16 protein-coding genes are annotated in these 19,495 nt (G+C 44.8%); 5 read left to right on the forward strand and 11 right to left on the reverse strand.

Going from position 1 to position 19,495, the window contains the following annotated elements; genetic code table 11:
• Positions 1-9: 9 nt before the first annotated feature.
• The gene (locus tag K5609_RS14335) at positions 10-2,424 is read right to left on the reverse strand and encodes a beta-mannosidase (protein WP_221074246.1); all 2,415 of its coding nucleotides are present in this window, start codon (positions 2,422-2,424) and stop codon (positions 10-12) included.
• Between the two features lie 347 nt (positions 2,425-2,771).
• Between K5609_RS14335 and K5609_RS14340 the strand changes: the two genes are divergently transcribed.
• Positions 2,772-3,305, forward strand: coding sequence for a hypothetical protein (locus tag K5609_RS14340; RefSeq protein WP_221074247.1), 534 nt, complete (start codon positions 2,772-2,774; stop codon positions 3,303-3,305).
• Positions 3,306-3,398: 93 nt separating this feature from the next.
• Here the strand turns inward: K5609_RS14340 and K5609_RS14345 are convergent, their stop codons facing one another.
• From K5609_RS14345 to K5609_RS14370, 6 genes are all read right to left on the reverse strand, one after another.
• The gene (locus tag K5609_RS14345; protein WP_221074248.1) at positions 3,399-3,926 is read right to left on the reverse strand and encodes a SixA phosphatase family protein; all 528 of its coding nucleotides are present in this window, start codon (positions 3,924-3,926) and stop codon (positions 3,399-3,401) included.
• Positions 3,927-3,995: 69 nt separating this feature from the next.
• Positions 3,996-5,249 (reverse strand): glutamate-5-semialdehyde dehydrogenase, encoded by a 1,254-nt coding sequence (locus K5609_RS14350; protein WP_221074249.1) that lies wholly within the window; start codon positions 5,247-5,249, stop codon positions 3,996-3,998.
• A gap of 10 nt (positions 5,250-5,259) precedes the next feature.
• On the reverse strand, positions 5,260-6,369 hold the full coding sequence (gene proB / locus K5609_RS14355) for a glutamate 5-kinase (protein WP_221074250.1): 1,110 nt from the start codon (positions 6,367-6,369) through the stop codon (positions 5,260-5,262).
• A 105-nt stretch (positions 6,370-6,474) separates the two neighbouring features.
• Positions 6,475-6,870 carry a sigma factor-binding protein Crl gene (crl, locus tag K5609_RS14360; protein ID WP_016402229.1) on the reverse strand — a complete coding sequence of 132 codons (396 nt, stop codon included), beginning with the start codon at positions 6,868-6,870 and terminating at the stop codon, positions 6,475-6,477.
• 76 nt (positions 6,871-6,946) lie between these two features.
• Positions 6,947-8,176, reverse strand: coding sequence for an alpha/beta hydrolase (locus K5609_RS14365; protein ID WP_221074251.1), 1,230 nt, complete (start codon positions 8,174-8,176; stop codon positions 6,947-6,949).
• 96 nt (positions 8,177-8,272) lie between these two features.
• Positions 8,273-9,562, reverse strand: a complete 1,290-nt coding sequence (locus K5609_RS14370; protein ID WP_221074252.1) for an NCS2 family permease — start codon at positions 9,560-9,562, stop codon at positions 8,273-8,275.
• A gap of 403 nt (positions 9,563-9,965) precedes the next feature.
• Between K5609_RS14370 and K5609_RS14375 the strand changes: the two genes are divergently transcribed.
• Positions 9,966-11,429, forward strand: a complete 1,464-nt coding sequence (locus K5609_RS14375; RefSeq protein WP_221074253.1) for an aminoacyl-histidine dipeptidase — start codon at positions 9,966-9,968, stop codon at positions 11,427-11,429.
• 146 nt (positions 11,430-11,575) lie between these two features.
• On the opposite strand, the gene dinB is transcribed toward K5609_RS14375, so the two are convergent.
• Complete coding sequence (gene dinB / locus K5609_RS14380) at positions 11,576-12,670, reverse strand: DNA polymerase IV (protein WP_221074254.1); 1,095 nt, start codon at positions 12,668-12,670, stop codon at positions 11,576-11,578.
• A gap of 166 nt (positions 12,671-12,836) precedes the next feature.
• Between dinB and K5609_RS14385 the strand changes: the two genes are divergently transcribed.
• The 3 genes from K5609_RS14385 to K5609_RS14395 all read left to right on the forward strand — a co-directional run bounded on the left by K5609_RS14385 (position 12,837) and on the right by K5609_RS14395 (position 16,329).
• Positions 12,837-14,711 carry a hybrid-cluster NAD(P)-dependent oxidoreductase gene (locus K5609_RS14385; RefSeq protein ID WP_221074255.1) on the forward strand — a complete coding sequence of 625 codons (1,875 nt, stop codon included), beginning with the start codon at positions 12,837-12,839 and terminating at the stop codon, positions 14,709-14,711.
• A gap of 38 nt (positions 14,712-14,749) precedes the next feature.
• Positions 14,750-15,205 (forward strand): lactoylglutathione lyase, encoded by a 456-nt coding sequence (gloA, locus tag K5609_RS14390; protein WP_221074256.1) that lies wholly within the window; start codon positions 14,750-14,752, stop codon positions 15,203-15,205.
• Positions 15,206-15,363: 158 nt separating this feature from the next.
• A complete protein-coding gene (locus tag K5609_RS14395; protein WP_221074257.1) occupies positions 15,364-16,329 on the forward strand; it encodes a GGDEF domain-containing protein in 966 nt (321 codons plus the stop codon).
• Between the two features lie 148 nt (positions 16,330-16,477).
• Here the strand turns inward: K5609_RS14395 and K5609_RS14400 are convergent, their stop codons facing one another.
• The 3 genes from K5609_RS14400 to K5609_RS14410 all read right to left on the reverse strand — a co-directional run bounded on the left by K5609_RS14400 (position 16,478) and on the right by K5609_RS14410 (position 19,491).
• Complete coding sequence (locus tag K5609_RS14400) at positions 16,478-17,116, reverse strand: protein-methionine-sulfoxide reductase heme-binding subunit MsrQ (RefSeq protein ID WP_221074258.1); 639 nt, start codon at positions 17,114-17,116, stop codon at positions 16,478-16,480.
• A 10-nt stretch (positions 17,117-17,126) separates the two neighbouring features.
• Positions 17,127-18,134, reverse strand: coding sequence for a protein-methionine-sulfoxide reductase catalytic subunit MsrP (gene msrP, locus K5609_RS14405; RefSeq protein WP_221074259.1), 1,008 nt, complete (start codon positions 18,132-18,134; stop codon positions 17,127-17,129).
• Between the two features lie 76 nt (positions 18,135-18,210).
• Complete coding sequence (locus K5609_RS14410; RefSeq protein ID WP_221074260.1) at positions 18,211-19,491, reverse strand: CinA family nicotinamide mononucleotide deamidase-related protein; 1,281 nt, start codon at positions 19,489-19,491, stop codon at positions 18,211-18,213.
• Positions 19,492-19,495 lie beyond the last annotated feature (4 nt).

The raw sequence follows: 19,495 nt of genomic DNA on the forward strand, positions 1-19,495 counted from the left end.
TTATACATGCTAATAGCTATCAGCCAACTGGTAAACTCGCAAACTACTCACCATTGATGCAAAGTCATCACCCAAATATTTGATAGTTTGCGGCTGATTAGCCAACAAAGTAATGCTTGAATCAGAAAAGCGTCCCGGAGCATCACTTTCTAAATGAACAAAAAATGCCGGTTTATCTGCTAACAAAATAATGGTTCTAGTACTTTCATCCACCGCGCAAGAGACCTTAGCCTTGGCTAAAGGTAAGTTTTTGTAGTTATCCCCTACCCAAGTATTTTGAACGCGAGAACCTTCACATGTGAGTGAAACAATCAAAAAGCCTTGCGTACGCCACTCATCAAGTTGCGCTTTAGCACATTGCCACGCTGATACATTAGCATCTGGCTCAAGGCTTAAGGCCAACTGCTCGCTAAATTCCACCTTGCCTTGCCAGTTCACTCGCTGTAGGTACACCTTAATAGATTTGGTTTTGGGGCTGTCGTTAATTATCCGCAGTTCTAAACCCTGCTCATCCTCAATAAAACTCGGGTATTGCGGAGCAAAAAAGCGCTTGGCGTGATAGTGCAACTGCTTCCAGCGGCCGCTATATTCGATGCTCGACCACGAGCTTACCGGCCAATTATCATTAAGCTGCCAATACAGCATTCCTCTGCACTGGGGGCTATTAGCTCGCCAAAAATCACAAGCCGTTTTTATCGCAAGTGCTTGTTGCACTTGGCTCAAATAAAGCATTTGTTCAAAGCTTGCCGGAAAGCGGAACATCCGCGTAAACATCTCGGTAATAATGCTATTACCACTAGGGTTCTTTTGATGCGCTTCAAAAGTGGGTGAGCAAATATTCCAGTCATCTTCGGGTACAAAGCTTTTCACCTCGGCCAATGACGGCCAAGACTGATAACCAAACTCAGAGCAAAAACGTGGCTTAATTTGTTGGTAAGCAGAGAAGGATTTACCCGAATGCCAAACATCCCAAAAGTGCATATCGCCTTTACTATCATCATGCCATGCATCGCCATAATCTAATGCGCCATTGCAGGGCGAACTAGGCCAAAATACCCGGCTAGCATCATGCTGCTCTACCGCCTGTTGAATGGCGCGATTAAGCCTGTCGTAATTAACCACATAACGTTCTCGATTAGCTTTGGATTCTGGGTACCAGTTAATTGCACCAATCACTTCGTTGTCGCCGCACCACAGCACAATACAGCTATGGTCACGTAAGCGTTGAATTTGGTCGCTTAACTCTAGCTGCACGTTTGCCACAAACTCATCGGTACTGGGATACAATGAGCAGGCAAACATCATGTCTTGCCACACCATTAAGCCTAATTCATCACACAGTTGATAAAACTCATCAACCTCGTACTGGCCGCCGCCCCAAACCCGCAGCATGTTCATGTTGGCGGTTTTGGCATCGGTTAATAGCTGGCGATAACGCTCTGCTGTTTGCCTCGATGGCATCGCATCAAGCGGTATCCAGTTAGCACCTTTGGCGGTAATGGGGCAATCGTTAATCACAAAGGTCATCGCAGAACCATGGCTATCTGCTCGCGTATCTAGCTCTAGCTTTCGCAAGCCAATCTTCTTCTCAATAAGCTGCTCAGCCAACTTAACTTGCAGCGAATATAAAGGCTGCTCACCATAACCTGCTGGCCACCATAGCTGTGGCTCCGCAATGTGGAATCGCGCCTCAGTAATGGATGATTCAGTTGAGGGTTGTATTTGCAAGGCATGTTCTGCAAATTGAATATCAATTGGTGAGCGGCAAGATGAGTCATGACTAACCTTAACCACCACATCCACACTATTGCCATGCCACTGCTGCTCAACTTGCACAGCTAACAATCGAGCTTGGTTAGTGAACTTAATTTCCACCGAATCGTAGATACCGTTCACCATCAAGCAAATCCCCCAATCCCAACCAGCGTGGCACTGCGACTTGCGTAAACTATTCATATAAGGAATTTGGTTGTTGCCCATGGAAGATGGGACGGCAAAGGGTAAAGAGCTTGCTCGTTGCTTTGCGGCTAAATCAGAACGGGAAAACCGCACTTGCAGCTGGTTACTGCCAGCCTTTAAATAAGGCTTAATATCAAAAGACCACAAACGAAACATATTGTCGCATTGCGCGACTAAATGCTGGTTAATATAGATATCGGCAATGGTATCGACACGACCTAAATGTAAATCGATAAAGTCGCTGTCGAGCTGCTCAGCACTTACCTCGAAGCGGCTAGATAGCACCCAGTTAGCCTGGCCCACCCACTGAACATCTGCTTCATTACAAGCTTGGTAAGGATCGGCAATTAAACCCGCCTCAAGCAATGTAGAATGGTTATCACCGGGAATCTGGCAAGCTACCTTAATCTCTGGATATTCTGGAGAACTTAACAGCCAAGCTTGATTTAGGAATATCTGCGTCATTTAAGCACTCACTAAGCATTACAACATAAGGTTTATAAGCAGCCTACGTAGTGCAGATAATAGGAACAAGAGATAGAGAAATGCTTTGTGGAAGGTATCAAAAATTACCAGTGTTGGCTGATAGAGTTTCAAGAGCGCTAGCACGGATTTCTAGCGTGCTTCTCGCTCTTTACATGTTTCAGCACTCATAAAAACACCGAGCTTATACAACAGCTTGCAGCTACTGCTTTCTAAAGGTACTTGCACCCTTTCATATTGACTTTTTTGTTACTTTATCGCTAAGAAGCTGATATAGATAATAAAAAATGATAGCCTAATTAACATAAAGTTTATAAACAGAAGAAATAATGGAAAACGAAACAAACTGTAAGGCCTGTTATGGGCTTGTAAATACTAAAGCCAAGTACTGCCCTCATTGTAGAACACCACAAAACAGGCTTTCTGCATTCAAACAATACTTACCATTAATTATTATACTTTTAATAATCTTTTTCAGTGTAACGTTTGTTAAATCAACAAATAATAATGAGTATCAACCACCAGTCTCCTTTGTAGACCATAAAGATGAAATTATAGTTAAATCATCAGAGTTAAGTTTCAGTGATTGTGGAGACTGCAAAAAGAAAATATATACTGTGACAATAGGCATGATTGAAAATTCATCGCAATACGGATGGGAAAACTTTCAAATTGAAGTTCGCTTTTTCAATACTGAAGGAAAATTAATAGATTCTGTCTCTGATTCAATTTATGGGCTAGCTGTTCAACCCAATAGTGAAGTGAGTTTTCGTGTGTTTGAGCGAGCAGCAAAGCCTCAAGAAGAGTATTCATCACATAAAGTGTATATCAATGATGCCAGCAATATTTCAGATTACTACTAATGCATCCAACAAAGCCAAGCAGCCGCTGTTGGCGGCATTAATGCTTTATTCCAAACAGAGAGAAATCCAAAGCGCTTATTGATGAGTGATAAACTACAACCTAGCCGCCAACTTCTTGGGCGTATCAAACAAACTTAAATAGGCGCTCTGCTCACTCCAATTTTGCCAATCTAACTCAGCCTCAATCACCGCTAGGCTTGCGGTAGGAAACTTGATTAAGTCTTCGCCCGTTAAGTAGTTAACGAGATCTTCAAAAGCTGGGTTATGCCCTACTAGCGCAACTTTACTTATTTGCTTAGGCAAGCTTTGAATATGTACCAGTAAATCTGCCCAGCGAAATGTATATAGGCTGTTTTCACAAGTGATTTGAAGGTCGACCTCTACCTCACTACCTTTAAGGTATTGGCTGCGCTGTGCTAACCAATACTCGCAGGTTTGCTGGGCACGCAGTGCTGGTGAGCAATGTACTAATTCAAGCTGAGAGAACTGGCTCGCGTAGTGGCTTGCCATAAGCTTTGCGGCCTTGTGGCCGCGCTCTGCTAAGGGGCGTTGTTTATCACTTAAGCTTGGGTCGCCCCAACTGGATTTAGCATGGCGAATTAACCAAAGTTGGCGAGACATACGCATACTCCTGCATCCCAAAAACAAAAAAGCCTGCAAAGCAGGCTTTTAGCATAAGTGAATTAAAACTTAAGGGCGAGCTAACATGTCGCCAATACCGATCCACTTGTAAGAGGTTAACTCTTCTAAGCCCATTGGGCCGCGAGCATGCAGCTTTTGGGTAGATACTGCCACTTCGGCACCTAAACCAAATTGCGCACCGTCGGTGAAGCGGGTTGAAGCATTTACATAAACCGCGGCAGATCCAGCAGCATTCACAAAACGCTCTACAGCATTTAAGTTATTCGACAAAATTGCGTCTGAATGGCTAGCGTTGTGCGTACGCATGTGAGCGATTGCTTCTTCTACATCGGCAACAACTTTTACACCCAAGGTGTAGCTTAGCCATTCTGTATCAAAATCACCTTCGCCAGCCGCTTGTAAGTCTTGCGCATTTGCCAAGCCAGCCATGGCGTTTTCGGTAGCCACTAACTTAACCGAGGCTTTGTCCATGCGCTCAGCTAGCATTGGCAGTAACTCAGCTGCTACGTTCTGGTCAACTAACAGGCTGTCTAAGGCGTTACACGCCGAAGGACGCTGCACCTTAGAGTTTTCAATTACATCTAGTGCTGCTGCTAAATCTACCGAGTTATCAACGTAAATATGGCTAATGCCAAAGCCGCCGATAATCACTGGAATAGTGCTATTCTCCTGACACATCTTGTGCAGGCCAGCGCCGCCACGAGGAATAATCATATCCACGTATTCATCTAAACGAAGCAGCTCTGCCACCAGCTCACGATCAGGCTTTTCGATGTATTGAACCGCAGCCGCTGGTAATCCACTTTGCTCTAAAGCAGATTGAATAACTGCTACCAAGGCCATGTTTGAGTGGAAGGTCTCTTTACCGCCACGCAAAATACTGGCATTGCCGGTTTTTAAACATAGCGCTGCGATATCAATAGTTACGTTAGGGCGGGCTTCATAAATAACCCCTACTACGCCAAGCGGTACACGGCGGCGCGATAGGCGCAGGCCATTTTCTAATACGCGGCAATCCATTTCGCTACCAATAGGATCGTTAAGCGAAATAACGTTGCGAACATCGCTAGCAATACCTGCTAGTCGCTCACTGTTTAGCATTAAGCGATCGAGTAATGCTTCAGATAAACCCGATTGGCGAGCGGCGTCTAAATCTATTTTATTAGCCGCTAAAATGCTTTCTTGCTGAGCTTCAAGCTGATCAGCAATTGCCGCCAAGGCTGCGTTTTTTTGGCTAGTACTTAAGGTGGCCAAATCAAAGCTGGCTTGTTTAGCCTGTTGACCAAGTGTTTGTAAGCTCATCTAACAATTCCTATTTTAAAACTAAATCGTCACGGTGCACCGCAACTGATCCGTAGCCATAACCCAGAGTCTTATCAATTTGCTCTGAATGTAGCCCTTTAATTAAATTCATATCTTTGGCCGGATAGCGGCAAATACCACGGGCAATTTCACCACCTTGCGGATTTACAATGCGTACCACATCGCCGCGGTTAAACTCGCCGTTTATCGCGGTAATCCCTTTGGGCAGCAAACTAGAACCACGCTCTACTACTGCTTTACATGCGCCGTCATCCAATACTAACTCGCCATGTGGAGGAGGCCCAGCCAAAATCCATTGTTTGCGATTTTCCAGCGGGCTATTGGTTGGCGGGAAACGAGTGCCAACACTTTTTCCTTCACTTAAGCGGGTAATTACGTTCTCACTGTGGCCTGCGGCTATTACTACTTCAATGCCTGCTCTACCGGCTATTTCGGCGGCTTGCAGTTTAGTTGCCATACCACCAGTACCCAAACCGCTTACACTATCGCCAGCTAAAGAGCGAATAGAGGCATCAATCTCGGCCACTTCTTCAATGAGTTTAGCATCCGGGTTATTACGCGGATCGGCAGTAAACAGACCAGGTTGGTCGGTTAGTAATAATAGTTTGTCTGCTTCGCCTAAAATAGCCGCTAGCGCCGACAAGTTGTCGTTATCACCCACTTTAATTTCTGCAGTGGCTACCGCGTCATTTTCGTTGATGATAGGTACAATGCCATGATTGAGTAGCGCTTTAAGCATGTCTTTAGCGTTAAGGAAACGCTCGCGGTCCTCTAAATCGGCGCGAGTTAACAGCATTTGGCCTACATGAATATCGTAGATGCTAAATAGGCTTTCCCATACTTGAATGAGTCGGCTTTGCCCCACTGCAGCGAGCATTTGCTTATTAGCAATGGTGGGCGCGATATTGCCATGGGTTAGCGATAAGTGCTCGCGACCGGCGGCAATGGCTCCAGAAGTAACCACAATAAGTTGATGACCCGCCTTTCGTAGCAGCGCGCATTGGCGTACCAGCTCTATCATATGGGCGCGGTCAAGTTTAGACGTGCCGCTGGTTAACACACTGGTGCCTAACTTAACGACGATGGTTTGCTTCGACATGCTATTTTACTATTCCAACTCGGCTAAAATGCAAAGCGAGTATTCTACCTGATATTAAACCGACGCACAGAGCCTGTGCGCCATTTTTTTGCGGAACTCTTCGGCTTACGCTGCCGGGAGAGCTAAATTGGGGGACAAAGAGGGGGCAGCGCTTAGGTCTAACTCCAACTTTTGCAGTGTATCCAGCAGCTTTTGATAAAACACCTCTAGTGACTGTTGCACTTCTGTTTGGTGTTTACTCGGAATGGTACCTTCCTGCCATTCGCCTTGCTTGTCGTATAAACCAAACCAGTAGTGGTATTCAAAACTGTCTTCGTTTACCCGTAATTCAAACCACCAGCCATAAAACTCGCGTTCATCAGCTGCAGGTTTAGAGCTTACACAAGAGGCAAGGCAATCAAAAAAGTACATTTCTTTGCTGCTGTGTTCTTTACGAAAATACGGACCCATGGCCGTAAATCTCGATGTTAACTTTCCATGGCTTGGCCAAGTCACTTCCATGCGCTTAATCTCTCCACAGTAGGACAATAGTTTGTATAACGTACCGTATGTCCATAATGACCACAATTAAGCTAAATCACAATTGCTTTTGTAGCCAATGCGTGACCTTAGTGAAGATCTGATTGTAATTTTGTAGTGAATCAAGCTCTTTCAGCACTTCAACCTTGCAATTTGGCGAAGCCATACTAAGTAAAGAAACATCGGTTTCTGGGCATATTGCGTCATTTTTACGGCCAACCACAAACATTGGCAACTTTGTTCTTGGCCCGCCAAGTATGCCCTGAGTTTTCAAGGACAAAGGCATACAGCGATAATAGAGTCCTTCAGTATTTGAGGCATTAACCCCACTGCGATTAGCTAAACAATCTTGATACATTTGCGGTAAGTTATTAAATCGCTGTATATCGCTAAATAATCGGTCTACTGGCGCACCAATAGTAACCACTGCGCGCAGACGCTCTGCGGCAACAAAGGCCAAGCGAGCGGCTACATTACCGGCAAAGCGATAACCCAACATGGCAACACGGGCATGATCCACCCAGGGCACTTGAGGTAAGTGATCGAGAATGGCTAAGTGAATACGGCTGCTATCTTGTTGCAGCTTCCAGTTAAGGCAATGCCCCGCTCCTGGCATGTCTACGGTTAACATGGCAATACCTGCAGGCGCTAAGAAGCGTTCAAAAAACGGGTAAAGCTCAGTTTGAATGGTGTCTAAGCCGCCACTCACCATCACCACTGGTTTTACCGAGTCGGTATCTGGAAGATGCAAATAACAAGCAACTTGTTTACCGTCTATCGGTACGTTTATGGTTTTACACTCATATTTACTTTGCTCTGTAGCAGCCATTAAATTGCTGTGAGCTAAAGCATGAGCTGAAGCAACTAAATCATCACCCTTAAAATGTGGGTAGGCAGCAATAGTGGCGCTATAACTGGCTAGCAAAAACTCTTGGTAGGCTTTATCTCGCTGACCATTTTGCTCGGCATCTTTAGCTGAAATTTGGTGTTTAACTGCACGTTGCATCCATTCGTAGTTCCAGTTGCCCGGCTGGTAACCGCCAATGGTATCGAGCAACTCGCTAGTGCGCGGTTTATCGCACATTGCGATGTCGGCAAACAGGCTTTCTGTTTCAATAGGATCCAAACCTAGCCAAGCCCAGTACTCTCTGCGCAGGATACGATACCAATTGCGACCTTCTTCTTGGCCTACCGCGGTTAATTGAGCCGCGCTCGAGTTAGACACGGTGGATGTTTCCACCACATTAATACGTGGTTTAAACAATACTTCTGACAGATTTTCTTTCAAAACAACCTACTCACTTGCTTATCAATTTATAAAATATATCACAAAAAAAAGCCGCCACGATGTGACGGCTTAGCATGTATTCTGAATTTGTCAGCTTTAGAAGAAAGCGAACTTAAGCACAAATACAGCAGCTAGTACCCAAACACTTAATGGTACTTCTTTATAACGACCCGCGAGTAGCTTAATTACCGCGTAAGAGATAAAGCCCAAAGCGATACCGTCTGCGATAGAGAACGACAGTGGCATTAAAATAGCTACAATCGCTGCTGGAGCAGCTTCAGTAAGGTCTGTCCAATCTACATTAATTAAGCCCGATAGCATTAAGGTACATACGTAGAACAGTGCGCCAGCTGTTGCATAAGCTGGAATCATACCCGCCAACGGCGAGAACAATAGAGCAAGAATAAACAGAATGCCCACAACCACAGCAGTTAAACCAGTACGGCCACCGGCTTCTACACCAGCACCACTTTCAATGTAAGAAGTAGTGCTTGAAGTACCTAATAATGAACCGGCAATAGTAGCACTAGAGTCTGCCATCAACGCTTTTTTAAGATTAGGTAAACGGCCTTTCTCGTCAAGCAAGTTACCGCGTTGGGCAACTGCCGTTAAGGTACCTGCAGTGTCGAATAAATCTACAAACAAGAAGGCAAAAATAACGCTAATCATGGTGACATCTAAGGCACCCATAATATCTAGCTGTAAGAAGGTCGGCGCTGGATTTGGTGGCATAGATACAATGCCGCCATATTGGGTGTATCCCAATATAATAGACAGTACCGTAATTGCTAGGATAGAGATTAATACGCCGCCTTTTACCTTGCGGTATTCAAGGCCAATAATTAAGAAGAAACCTAAAGCAGCCAGAATCATCTGGTGCGGGTTTTCGCTGCCTAAACTTACTAAAGTAGCTGGGTTATCAACCACAATACCTGCGTTTTTAAGCGCAATAAAACCAAGGAATAAACCGATACCTGCAGCAATACCTACACGTAAAGTTTGCGGAATCGAGTTAATAATCCACTCACGCACTTTAAATAGGCTTAGCAAAATGAAGATAACACCCGACAAGAACACTGCACCTAAAGCAACCTGCCAAGTATGGCCCATGCCTAGTACAACGCCGTAGGTGAAAAAGGCATTTAAGCCCATGCCAGGCGCTTGAGCAATTGGGTAGTTAGCGTACAGGCCCATAATGAAACAGCCAATGGCCGCAGCCAAACAGGTTGCAACAAATACTGCACCTTGATCCATCTCTGTAGCAGCAAGCATGCTAGGGTTAACAAAGATAATGTAGGCCATAGTTAAGAAGGTGGTTAAACCTGCAATGACCTCTGTGCGCACATTGGTTCCGTGCTCTTTTAGCTTAAATAATTTCTCTAACATAGCGGCGTATGTTCCTTGGACAGACAGTTGGTTATTTGGACCACTAACAGGCACTCCGTTATGCTGCTAGCAGAAATCGCGTGGCATTATATTCATCCCAAATCTAAGAAGCTAGCCGATGATGCAACCAACCTGCGCTAGATCAGCAAAAAAAGCTAAAATCACCAACTCATAGCGTTAATATGCGTCGAGTTGCTGAGATTATTTAGTTTATATGGGAATTTTGATACTTTCTTGATAGTGATTATCATGCTAGCCACTATTAAGAAAACAATCAGTTGAACAGTAGCTTTATTGCTCACAAACAATTATTCCAACGAAAAGCACATAAACAGACTTATATTCAAGGTTTCTAGCTGATAAAGTCCTATTCATACTAGTAATACAATTAAAAGGTGGCTTTGTGTCTACACTATCTTCACTTCACCCTCAGGGCTTATGGCAACACTTCGAAACCATGTGTTCTATTCCCCACCCCTCTAAACATGAACAAGCAATGATTGACTGGGTAATGGGTTTGGCCGCTGAGCACCAACTTGAGCATTTTCAAGACGAAGTTGGCAATGTAATCATCAAAAAGCCAGCCACCGCTGGCATGGAAGATCGCCAAGGGGTAATCTTGCAAGCCCACTTAGACATGGTGCCGCAAGCTAATAACGACACTCAGCACGACTTTACCAAAGATCCCATCCGCCCTTACATAGATGGCGAGTGGGTAACCGCAGAAGGCACCACCCTAGGTGCAGACAACGGCATTGGTGGCGCATCAATACTGGCCATTTTAACCAGTAACGAGATTGCTCATGGCCCTATAGAAGCCTTGTTCACTATTGACGAAGAAGCAGGAATGACCGGCGCTTTTGGCTTACAAGCTGGTGTATTAGAAGGCAAACTGCTGATTAACACCGACTCAGAGCAAGAAGGTGAAGTGTATATGGGTTGTGCTGGCGGCGGCGATACTAACGTAAGCTTCCCCCTAGAACAGCAAGCTACTAACGCAGAGCAACTAGCCGTAGAGTTAACAGTTAAAGGCTTAAAAGGCGGTCACTCAGGTTGTGACATTGATACCGGCCGAGCCAACGCTAATAAACTGTTAGTGCGTTTATTAGCAGCTCTGCAGCAGCAAGGCATTGAACCAGTAATTTGCCAGATTCAAGGTGGAAGCCTGCGCAATGCCATTCCTCGCGAAGCAAGCTGTACCTTGGTATTTAATGCAGCCAAGCAAGCCGAACTTGAGCAAGTTATCGAACAGCAGCGCAGCCAGTTCATCGATGAATTTGGCTTAGTTGAAACAGGCTTAAGCATTAGCAATGAGCAGCTTACTACTCCAGAGCAAAGCTTGAGCACAAACTTATCTCAACAACTTATCGCCAGTTTAAATGCCTGCACCAATGGCGTGGTGAGCATGAGCCAAACGGTAACAGGTGTTGTAGAAACTTCGCTAAACCTGGGCGTAATTAGCCAAACAGAATCCACTATCGACGCTAAAATTTTAGTCCGCTCGCTTATTGATTCAAGCCGCTTACAAGTAGAGGCAAGCCTAGCTTCACTATTCAGCTTAACCGATGCAGAAGTAAGCCATACTGGCGCTTACCCTGGTTGGAAGCCTGAAGCAGACTCGGTAATGAAAAGCGTAGTTCAACAAAGCTACCAAGAGCTATTTGGCAAGTGCCCAAATGTAATGGTTATTCACGCCGGCCTAGAATGCGGTTTATTTAAAAGCGCTTACCCAGAGTGGGATATGGCATCGTTTGGACCAACCATTAAGTTTCCACATAGCCCAGACGAAAAGGTAGAAATTGCCGCGGTAGAAAAATACTGGCAACTACTAGTTAGTGTACTTAACAACATTCCAGCTAAAGCCTAATTAGTTAAGCGAAAAGCAAACTGGTTTATTAGCCTGTTTGCCTATCATCCTTAACATGAAGATAAGCAAAGATCTTATCGCTACGTTTTGAGTCTTTGGCTTAAATGTAAGTACAGCTAAGCGACTTAGCTACGACCGAGACCTCACTAAGTAGTTAAGGGCTCGAAGGGCAAAACCAGTTGTGGTGACTGGTTTTGCTGCTCATAGGCCAAACCAATATGTAAACCTATCAGTCGAACGGCCTTACCTTTTCCTCTAGCGAACGCTTCTTCAAACAATTCTAATAATGCCGACTCATCAATACGCTGACACTGTTGCTCTTTAGTGGTTTGTTGAAAGTCAGCAAACTTAATCTTCACCCCAAGTTTATTCATTTTGGCTTGCTTTAAATGCTTTTCACTACGCCGCTTTAACTCTGGCAGCAAAGCTAACAAACGCTCAATCAAAATAGCAGGATTGCCTTCATCTTTGGCAAAGGTGCGCTCTACAGCCACGGATTTTCGCTTACGATCGTTACTTACCGCCCGCTCATCCACCCCTTGGCAGCGCAACCATAACATCTCGCCAAACTTCCCAAATAGTTGCTTTAACTTATCTTTATCGGCTCGGCGAATATCACCGCCAGTATATAAGCCTTGATGGTGCAACTTTTCAATACTCACCTTGCCCACCCCAGAGATTTTTTCCAACGCCAGCGTCTCGATAAATTCGCTCACTTGCTCAGGCTTAATTACATACAGGCCATTGGGCTTGTTTAAGTCTGAAGCAATTTTGGCTAAGAACTTAACTGGTGCTACACCAGCAGAAGCTGTTAGACCTGTTTTAGCAAAGATATCTTGGCGGATTTGCTCTGCAATAAGAGTGGCTGAGCCTTTGCAGGCCTCACTATTGCTCACATCCAAAAAGGCTTCATCTAAAGATAATGGCTCAATGGCGTCGGCGTAATCATGAAAAACACTTTGTACCTCTCGGCTCACTTCCTGATAAACCTGCATGCGCGGAGGCACCAATACCAAATGTGGGCAAAGTTGCAGTGCTTTATGGGTTGGCATGGCTGAGCGAACACCATATTCACGCGCAAGGTAGTTACAAGTCGTCAACACCCCGCGACCGCTGCGCATGCCGCCTACAGCCAAGGGAACGTTGGCTAGCTCTGGCTGGTCTCGCATTTCTACAGCTGCATAAAAACAGTCCATATCTACATGGATTATTTTACGTTGTATTGGCTGTAAATCTGCCACAGCTATCGCCTCAAAACTGTATATAAAAACAGTATAAATATTAGTATTCAATTTGCCAAGTGAACAATTTAGCAAATAGCATGAGGAAACCAGCTGTTAGCTATAGCTTGATGAAATCACCTTGAGTACTATTGCTAGATTAAATAGGCAAAAGGAAGCTCAAGCAGTGAATGATGCTCGTGTTAGTCAATTAAGTGTTTATCCGATCAAATCAACCGCAGGTATTCATCTAAATCATGCCTTTGTTGAAGAACATGGCTTAGCCTTTGACCGACGCTTTGTGGTTTGCCAACCGGATGGCAAACAAATTACCGCACGTACTCACCCAAAGTTGGCTCAAGTTCATGCTGCGCTTACCCAAACAGGTTTGCAGCTAAGAGCCGAGAACATGCCAAACTTAGCGATACAATATGCCGAGTTCTCTAGTCACTATAAAGAGATAATGATTTGGAAGGATACAGTGCAAGCCCAGCATTGCAGTGAATCTTACGACCAATGGTTTAGTCGCTATTTGGGGGAAAAATGCCACTTAGTATTTTTTGGTGAACATTCATCTCGTTTGGTAAAACAGCGTGAAAGCCAAGTCGCCTTTGCCGATGGTTACCCACTGTTACTGATCTCAGAAGCATCACTTGAAGACTTGAACCTACGCTCTACCACCAAACACAGCATGGAACAATTTCGCCCCAACTTAGTGGTTAAAAATACCGATGCTTTTGCCGAGGACGGCTGGAAGCGCTTTAAGATTGGTGAAGTAGAATTTGAAGTGCAAAACCCTTGCTCACGTTGTGTATTTACCACCCTTGACCAGCGCACTGGTGAGTTTGATGCCAACAAAGAACCACTTAGTACTCTAGCTAAGTATCGCCAAGGTGAAGACGGCAATCTTTATTTTGGGCAAAATGTCGTTGCGCTTAACAGCGGAAATATTAGCTTATACGACCCAGTAGAAGTGCTTGAAACTCGCACACCAGAGCGTTACCCAGAAAACGTAAATAAACGAAGCCAAGCTTCCCCAGACAAACAACAGTGGCAACAAGGTGAGGCACTTGAGTTACGTTGTTTAGCAGTAAAACAAGAAACTCACGATGTAAAAACCTTTATCTTTGAGGCCCCCGAGCAAACCTTGAGCGAATATTTGCCAGGCCAATATATAGGCTTCGAGTTTGAAGTTGACGGAAAGCCACTGCGCCGCAACTACACGCTTTCTAGCTCCCCTACTCGCCCACAACGCTTAGCCATTACCGTTAAACGGGTGCTTAATGGCCAAGTGTCTAACTGGCTTCATGATACCCTCAAGCCAGGCATGAGCTTAAAAGCCCATGCCCCTGATGGCGATTTTCATGTTAAGCAAAGTAGCAATGCCAAATTACTTTTACTCTCCGCCGGTAGTGGTATTACCCCTATGTTGTCGATGCTACGCTATTTAAGTGATTTGAATATCGACAGAGATATTGTGTTTTTGCATAGTGCTCATAGTGAAAATGACCTCATTGCCGAGCAAGAGCTAGCGCTACTTAGCCAAAGCTTTAGTCACTGCAGTATCCGCTATACACTCACCCAACAAGCCCCTGAAAACTGGCAAGGCTATCAAGGTCGCCTAAACCGAGGCATGTTAATGGATGTAGCAGATTTAGAACAACGCGCTGTGTATGTATGTGGCCCGCAAACCTTTATGCAAAGCGCTAAAGAACAACTGTTAGCCTTAGGTTTACATGAAGACGATTATTACGAAGAGAGCTTTGGTCATCACGCTACCACGAGTTCAGAGACTAAAGCGCTGAATATTTTATTCGACAGTTGGGATACCTACCTTCAAGGCAACAATCAGCAAAACTTATTAGAGCAAGCAGAACAAGCAGGCCTAAACTTACCTTACTCTTGCCGTGGCGGCTTTTGTGGCAGCTGCAAAGTTAAGCTGCAAAGTGGTGAAGTTGAAGTACTAGAAGATAGCGGATTAACCGACGATGAAAAACAACAAGGCTATATCTTGAGTTGTAGCTGCATTCCCAAAGAAGATGTCTGCGTTACTCAGGATTAGCAAAAACCTAATCATTATTAAACTAACAGGAAGACAATATGAAGTTTCTTCACACCATGGTTCGAGTTAAAGATCTCGACGAGTCCATGCGTTTCTACTGCGATTTACTTGGCATGAGCGAAGTGCGTCGTTACGAAAGCGAACAAGGGCGTTTCTCTCTCATCTATTTGGCTGCCGATGAAGACATTGAGCGAGTAAAAGCCGAAAACGCGCCTTGCTTAGAATTAACTTACAACTGGCCAGATGAAAATGGCCAACAGGAAAGCTACACCGGCGGTCGTAACTTTGGTCACATTGCTGTGTCAGTAAAAGACATTTATGGCTTGTGCCAAAAACTGCAAGATGCCGGTATAACTATTAACCGCCCACCAAGAGACGGCCATATGGCATTTATCGTTTCTCCAGATGGGATCTCTGTAGAACTCTTGCAACAAGGAGAATCTCTACCTCCACAAGAGCCTTGGGCATCTATGCCAAGCACTGGTTCTTGGTAAGAATTAAGGCCTTAAATAACAGCTTGTAAACTTGGCGATACGGAATAAAAAACTGTATCGCCCTTTAGATTTGACCAGGGAGTCAAATAATTATAGGAAAGCGAGAGTAAAATTTGATAAACTGCTTACAATTGTAAACACATTGTGAAGCCGCATTAATGGATGAAAGCGACAAGATTATCGCCGAACTGCGCGAGCAAAATCGGCATCTACAATCCCAACTCGATGACACTAAAAACCTTCTTAATATTGCCCTAAACGACAGCGGACTTGTGCTTTGGGAGCAGGATATTCCTAGTGGTAGGCTTAGTCTTTACAATTGTGAATACGGAAAAATTTGTGGCATTTCAGCTTCTGAGCAAGAAGCACTCTACGAAAATTGGAAATCTAACCTTCACCCCGAAGACAAAGAACTAGCTATTGATGCTTTTGAATCGATGATTCGTGGGCATAGCAATGAATACAATATTGAATATCGCATGGTACATCAAGATGGCAGTACTCGCTGGATTAAAGACCGCGGTACCATTCAAGAGTATGATCGCGACAATAACCCACTTCGAGTGATTGGCACGCATATCGATGTCACGCAACTACGCGTAGACCAACACCGCTTATCTAAGTTGGCTCACCATGACACCTTAACGGGTTTACTAAACCGCCATGCATTTGAAACGGAGTTCAACCGATTTTGCCAAACCATAGATGCCAACGGCGGCACCTTAATGTTTGTCGATTTAGATCAATTCAAACCAATTAACGACCAGTATGGCCATACTGCGGGCGATCAAATACTAAAAGCTTGTGCTAAACGTATCCAAGATTGCTGTCCTGAAAACGCAAAGGCAGGGCGCATTGGCGGTGATGAGTTTGCCATACTGCTGCCCTTTAGTGATACCGAGCAGCTAGAGCAACAGGCTAAAACATTGCTCGATAGTTTCAACCAAACTCATAGTTTTAATCATATTGAAGTTTCGGTGAGCCTAAGCATTGGTATATGCAGTTTTCACCGCCACAACGAAGAATTTAACCAAATTCTCCATCGCGCAGACCAAGCCATGTACCAAGTTAAACATAATGGCAAAAACAACTACGCACTGTGGAAGGCCCCTACTCCGAAGTAGCTATTTATACCAATCGAACTAAGTATCTGTTCATTCTGTCTGGTCAAAATACTCGATAATTGCGTTAGAATTTTTGATTGTAGAATAACTACTTATCGAAAAATCCTGCCTTATTCTCGAGCATTTTTCCTGCGTTATTTCTGATCACTTACTTAGTGTGATTGGTATTATTAAAACTACCCAACCAACGCTGAATTTGCAGCTTTCGCAGTGAAAACAAGCCAGCAACCACTACTAAGTAAAGCACCGGTTCTAACCACCCAGACTTTAATGACCACCAAAAATGAACCAGAACAAGCAAGGTTATAGGATAAACAAAGCCATGCAATTGCAGCCAACGACGCCCTAGTTTTTGTTGTAAGGCTTTAAGCGAAGTAATGCTCATTGCTAGCAAAACCACAAAGGCAATCATGCCTAACCAAATGTAAGGTCGTTGGATATTCTCCTGCCAAAATAGCTGCCAATCTAAACCTAAGTCAATCACCAAGTAAGCCGCTAAATGCAACAGTGCATAAACGAAAACATAAAGGCCAATTAAGCGCCGATAAGCTAGTAAGCTGGGTAATTTAAACTTGCGTGACACAGGCGCTAAACACAGCGCAATAACTAAAATGTTTAATGCACTGTTCGCTAGGTAATGAATAATAGCCTGAACGGGGTCTCCTCCCCACCAGCCATTAACGACCGCTAAAACACAATAAAACAACGGGCATAATAACAGCAGATGCAACAGGCCTTTTAGTTGCCAACGATAGCTGGCAAGCGTTTTGTTTATAGCTTTACTCACCTAAGCACCATTAGAAGTAGCGGGTTAAATCCATGTTTTTGTATAAGTGGGCAACCTGCTCACCATAACCATTGAACATTTCGGTATCGATACGCTTGCGTCCCAATAAACCCGCGTCATCAATTCTACGTTCAGAAGCTTGGCTCCATCGAGGATGGTCGACCTTGGGATTAACATTGGCATAAAAGCCATACTCATGGGGTGAAAGGATATTCCAAGTGGTGGGCGGCTCTACATCGGTAAAGCGAATTCGCACTATCGACTTAATGCTCTTAAACCCGTACTTCCAAGGCAGAACTAAGCGCAGTGGCGCACCGTTTTGCGCAGGTAAGGTTTTGCCATACATGCCCACTGCCATAAAGCTTAAAGGGTTCATCGCTTCATCTAAGCGCAAGCCTTCTACATAGGGATAATTAATGCCGCCACCTACAAACCGGCTTTTCTGCCCTGGCATTTGTTCTGGATCGTACAGCGTTTCAAAAGCAACATAACGCGCCGATGACAAAGGTTTAACCTGCTTGAGCAAATCACTCAAAGAAAAGCCAACCCAAGGAATAACCATCGACCAAGCTTCTACACAACGTAAACGGTAAATACGTTGCTCTAGAGCCATTTTAGCCATTACGTCATCTAAATCTAAGGTCAGTGGTTTTTCCACTAAACCATCGATGGTGAAAGACCAAGGGTTAGGATTAAACTGGCGGCTGTTCTTAACGGGGTCATCTTTAGCGGTGCCAAACTCATAAAAATTATTATGGCTAATGGCTTTTGCCTCTGGCGTTAAAGCATCGTTATGCAAAGGGGGAATATCGGTTTTATTGAGAGCGCGTCGCACTATTGCTGCAGGCTCTTCGTCGTCACCACCAAACCAAGAGGCAGCGTGCCCCGTAGCAGGAAGCAAACTGGCAGCTCCTGCAACGCCAAAGCCTTTGATAATATTGCGGCGCTGCTTAAACAGCGCTTCAGGGGTAACAGCCGACTCGGGCTCTTCCCAATCACGTTTAAATTTCAACCACATAGCATCTCCTTTTTATAACAGACCACACTAGTGCCAAATAAATTTCGTGAAACTAACCGCAGTTAAACTAATTCAGCTACAGGATTCTATCGGCGCTATGAATGCGTTTTAAGTGCTGGTAATAACCCAATACTGGCGAGCCGGTTAAGTATCGGCGTAACATATCCATAGCAACGGCGGTAGACATAATACGTACTACCGAGCGGCTTCGATTACTGAGTAATAGCTGCTGGCTAATACATTTATCGCCTTCTGCTAAGGTAAAACAAACAGTACCTACCGGCTTATCCTCACGACCACCACTTGGCCCTGCGATGCCAGTGACCGACAAAGCAATATCTGCCTCACTATGTTTAAGTGCGCCTAGAGCCATTGCTTGGCTAGTTTCTATTGATACTGCGCCATATTGCTCAATTGTGGCTAAGGGCACCCCTATGCTTTGCTGCTTTGCCTGATTACTGTAAGTAACAAAGCCGCGATCCAAGTAGGCAGAACTTCCCGCAACCGCAATCAGTTCTGCAGCTAACATCCCGCCAGTGCAAGATTCAGCTAAGGCCAGCTTTTTGCCCTGCGCGATCATCAACTGTTGCAGGTGCAAGGCCCAATTGCCTTGGTCTTCGGTAAATACATGGTCGGCTAACTCGTTGCGAACAACTTGGCTTAGTTGCTCATACTGAGGCGCGTCTTGCGGATAAAACAGCTTAACTTCAATACTTGGACGCGCCGAGCGATACCCCAGATGAACACCTTCAGGTAGCGCTAAATGGTTAAAGCGATCACTAAGTGATGACTCAGACAAGCCAAAGGTATAAAAGCGCTTAACCTTGGCTTGCGCATTGGGTGCAGCGGCGATTAGCTGTGGAAACCACTGCTCTTTGAGCATTCGCTTAAACTCACTAGGCACGCCCGGGGTAAAGATAAGTTTTGCCCCAGCATGTTCCACTATAAAGCCACATGCAGTGCCTATAGGATTATCCACTAACACTGCGCCCTTGGGTAACATAGCTTGCTTGATATTACTCTCAGGCATTTTAGTGTTTTGTGCCACATACCAAGCTTCAAGCTTCTTTAGCCAATCTTGGTTAAGCTCTAGCTCACAAGCGGTTAACCGCGCTGCGGCTTCAGCGCTCAAGTCATCGCTGGTTGGGCCTAAGCCACCATTAACTAATACCCAATCACTGCGCTCAGCCGCTTGTTGCAGCGCATCAACAATATCACCCATATTATCTGCCACCGTTTGGCGACGACTAAAGCTTAAACCCAGCTCATTTAACTCTTGACCACACCAAGCAGCATTGGTATCGGCGATATCACCTTGTAACACTTCATCACCGGTACTCAGCATTTCAATTTTCATGATT

The sequence above is a fragment of the Agarivorans aestuarii genome (assembly GCF_019670125.1).
GTDB lineage: Bacteria > Pseudomonadota > Gammaproteobacteria > Enterobacterales > Celerinatantimonadaceae > Agarivorans > Agarivorans aestuarii.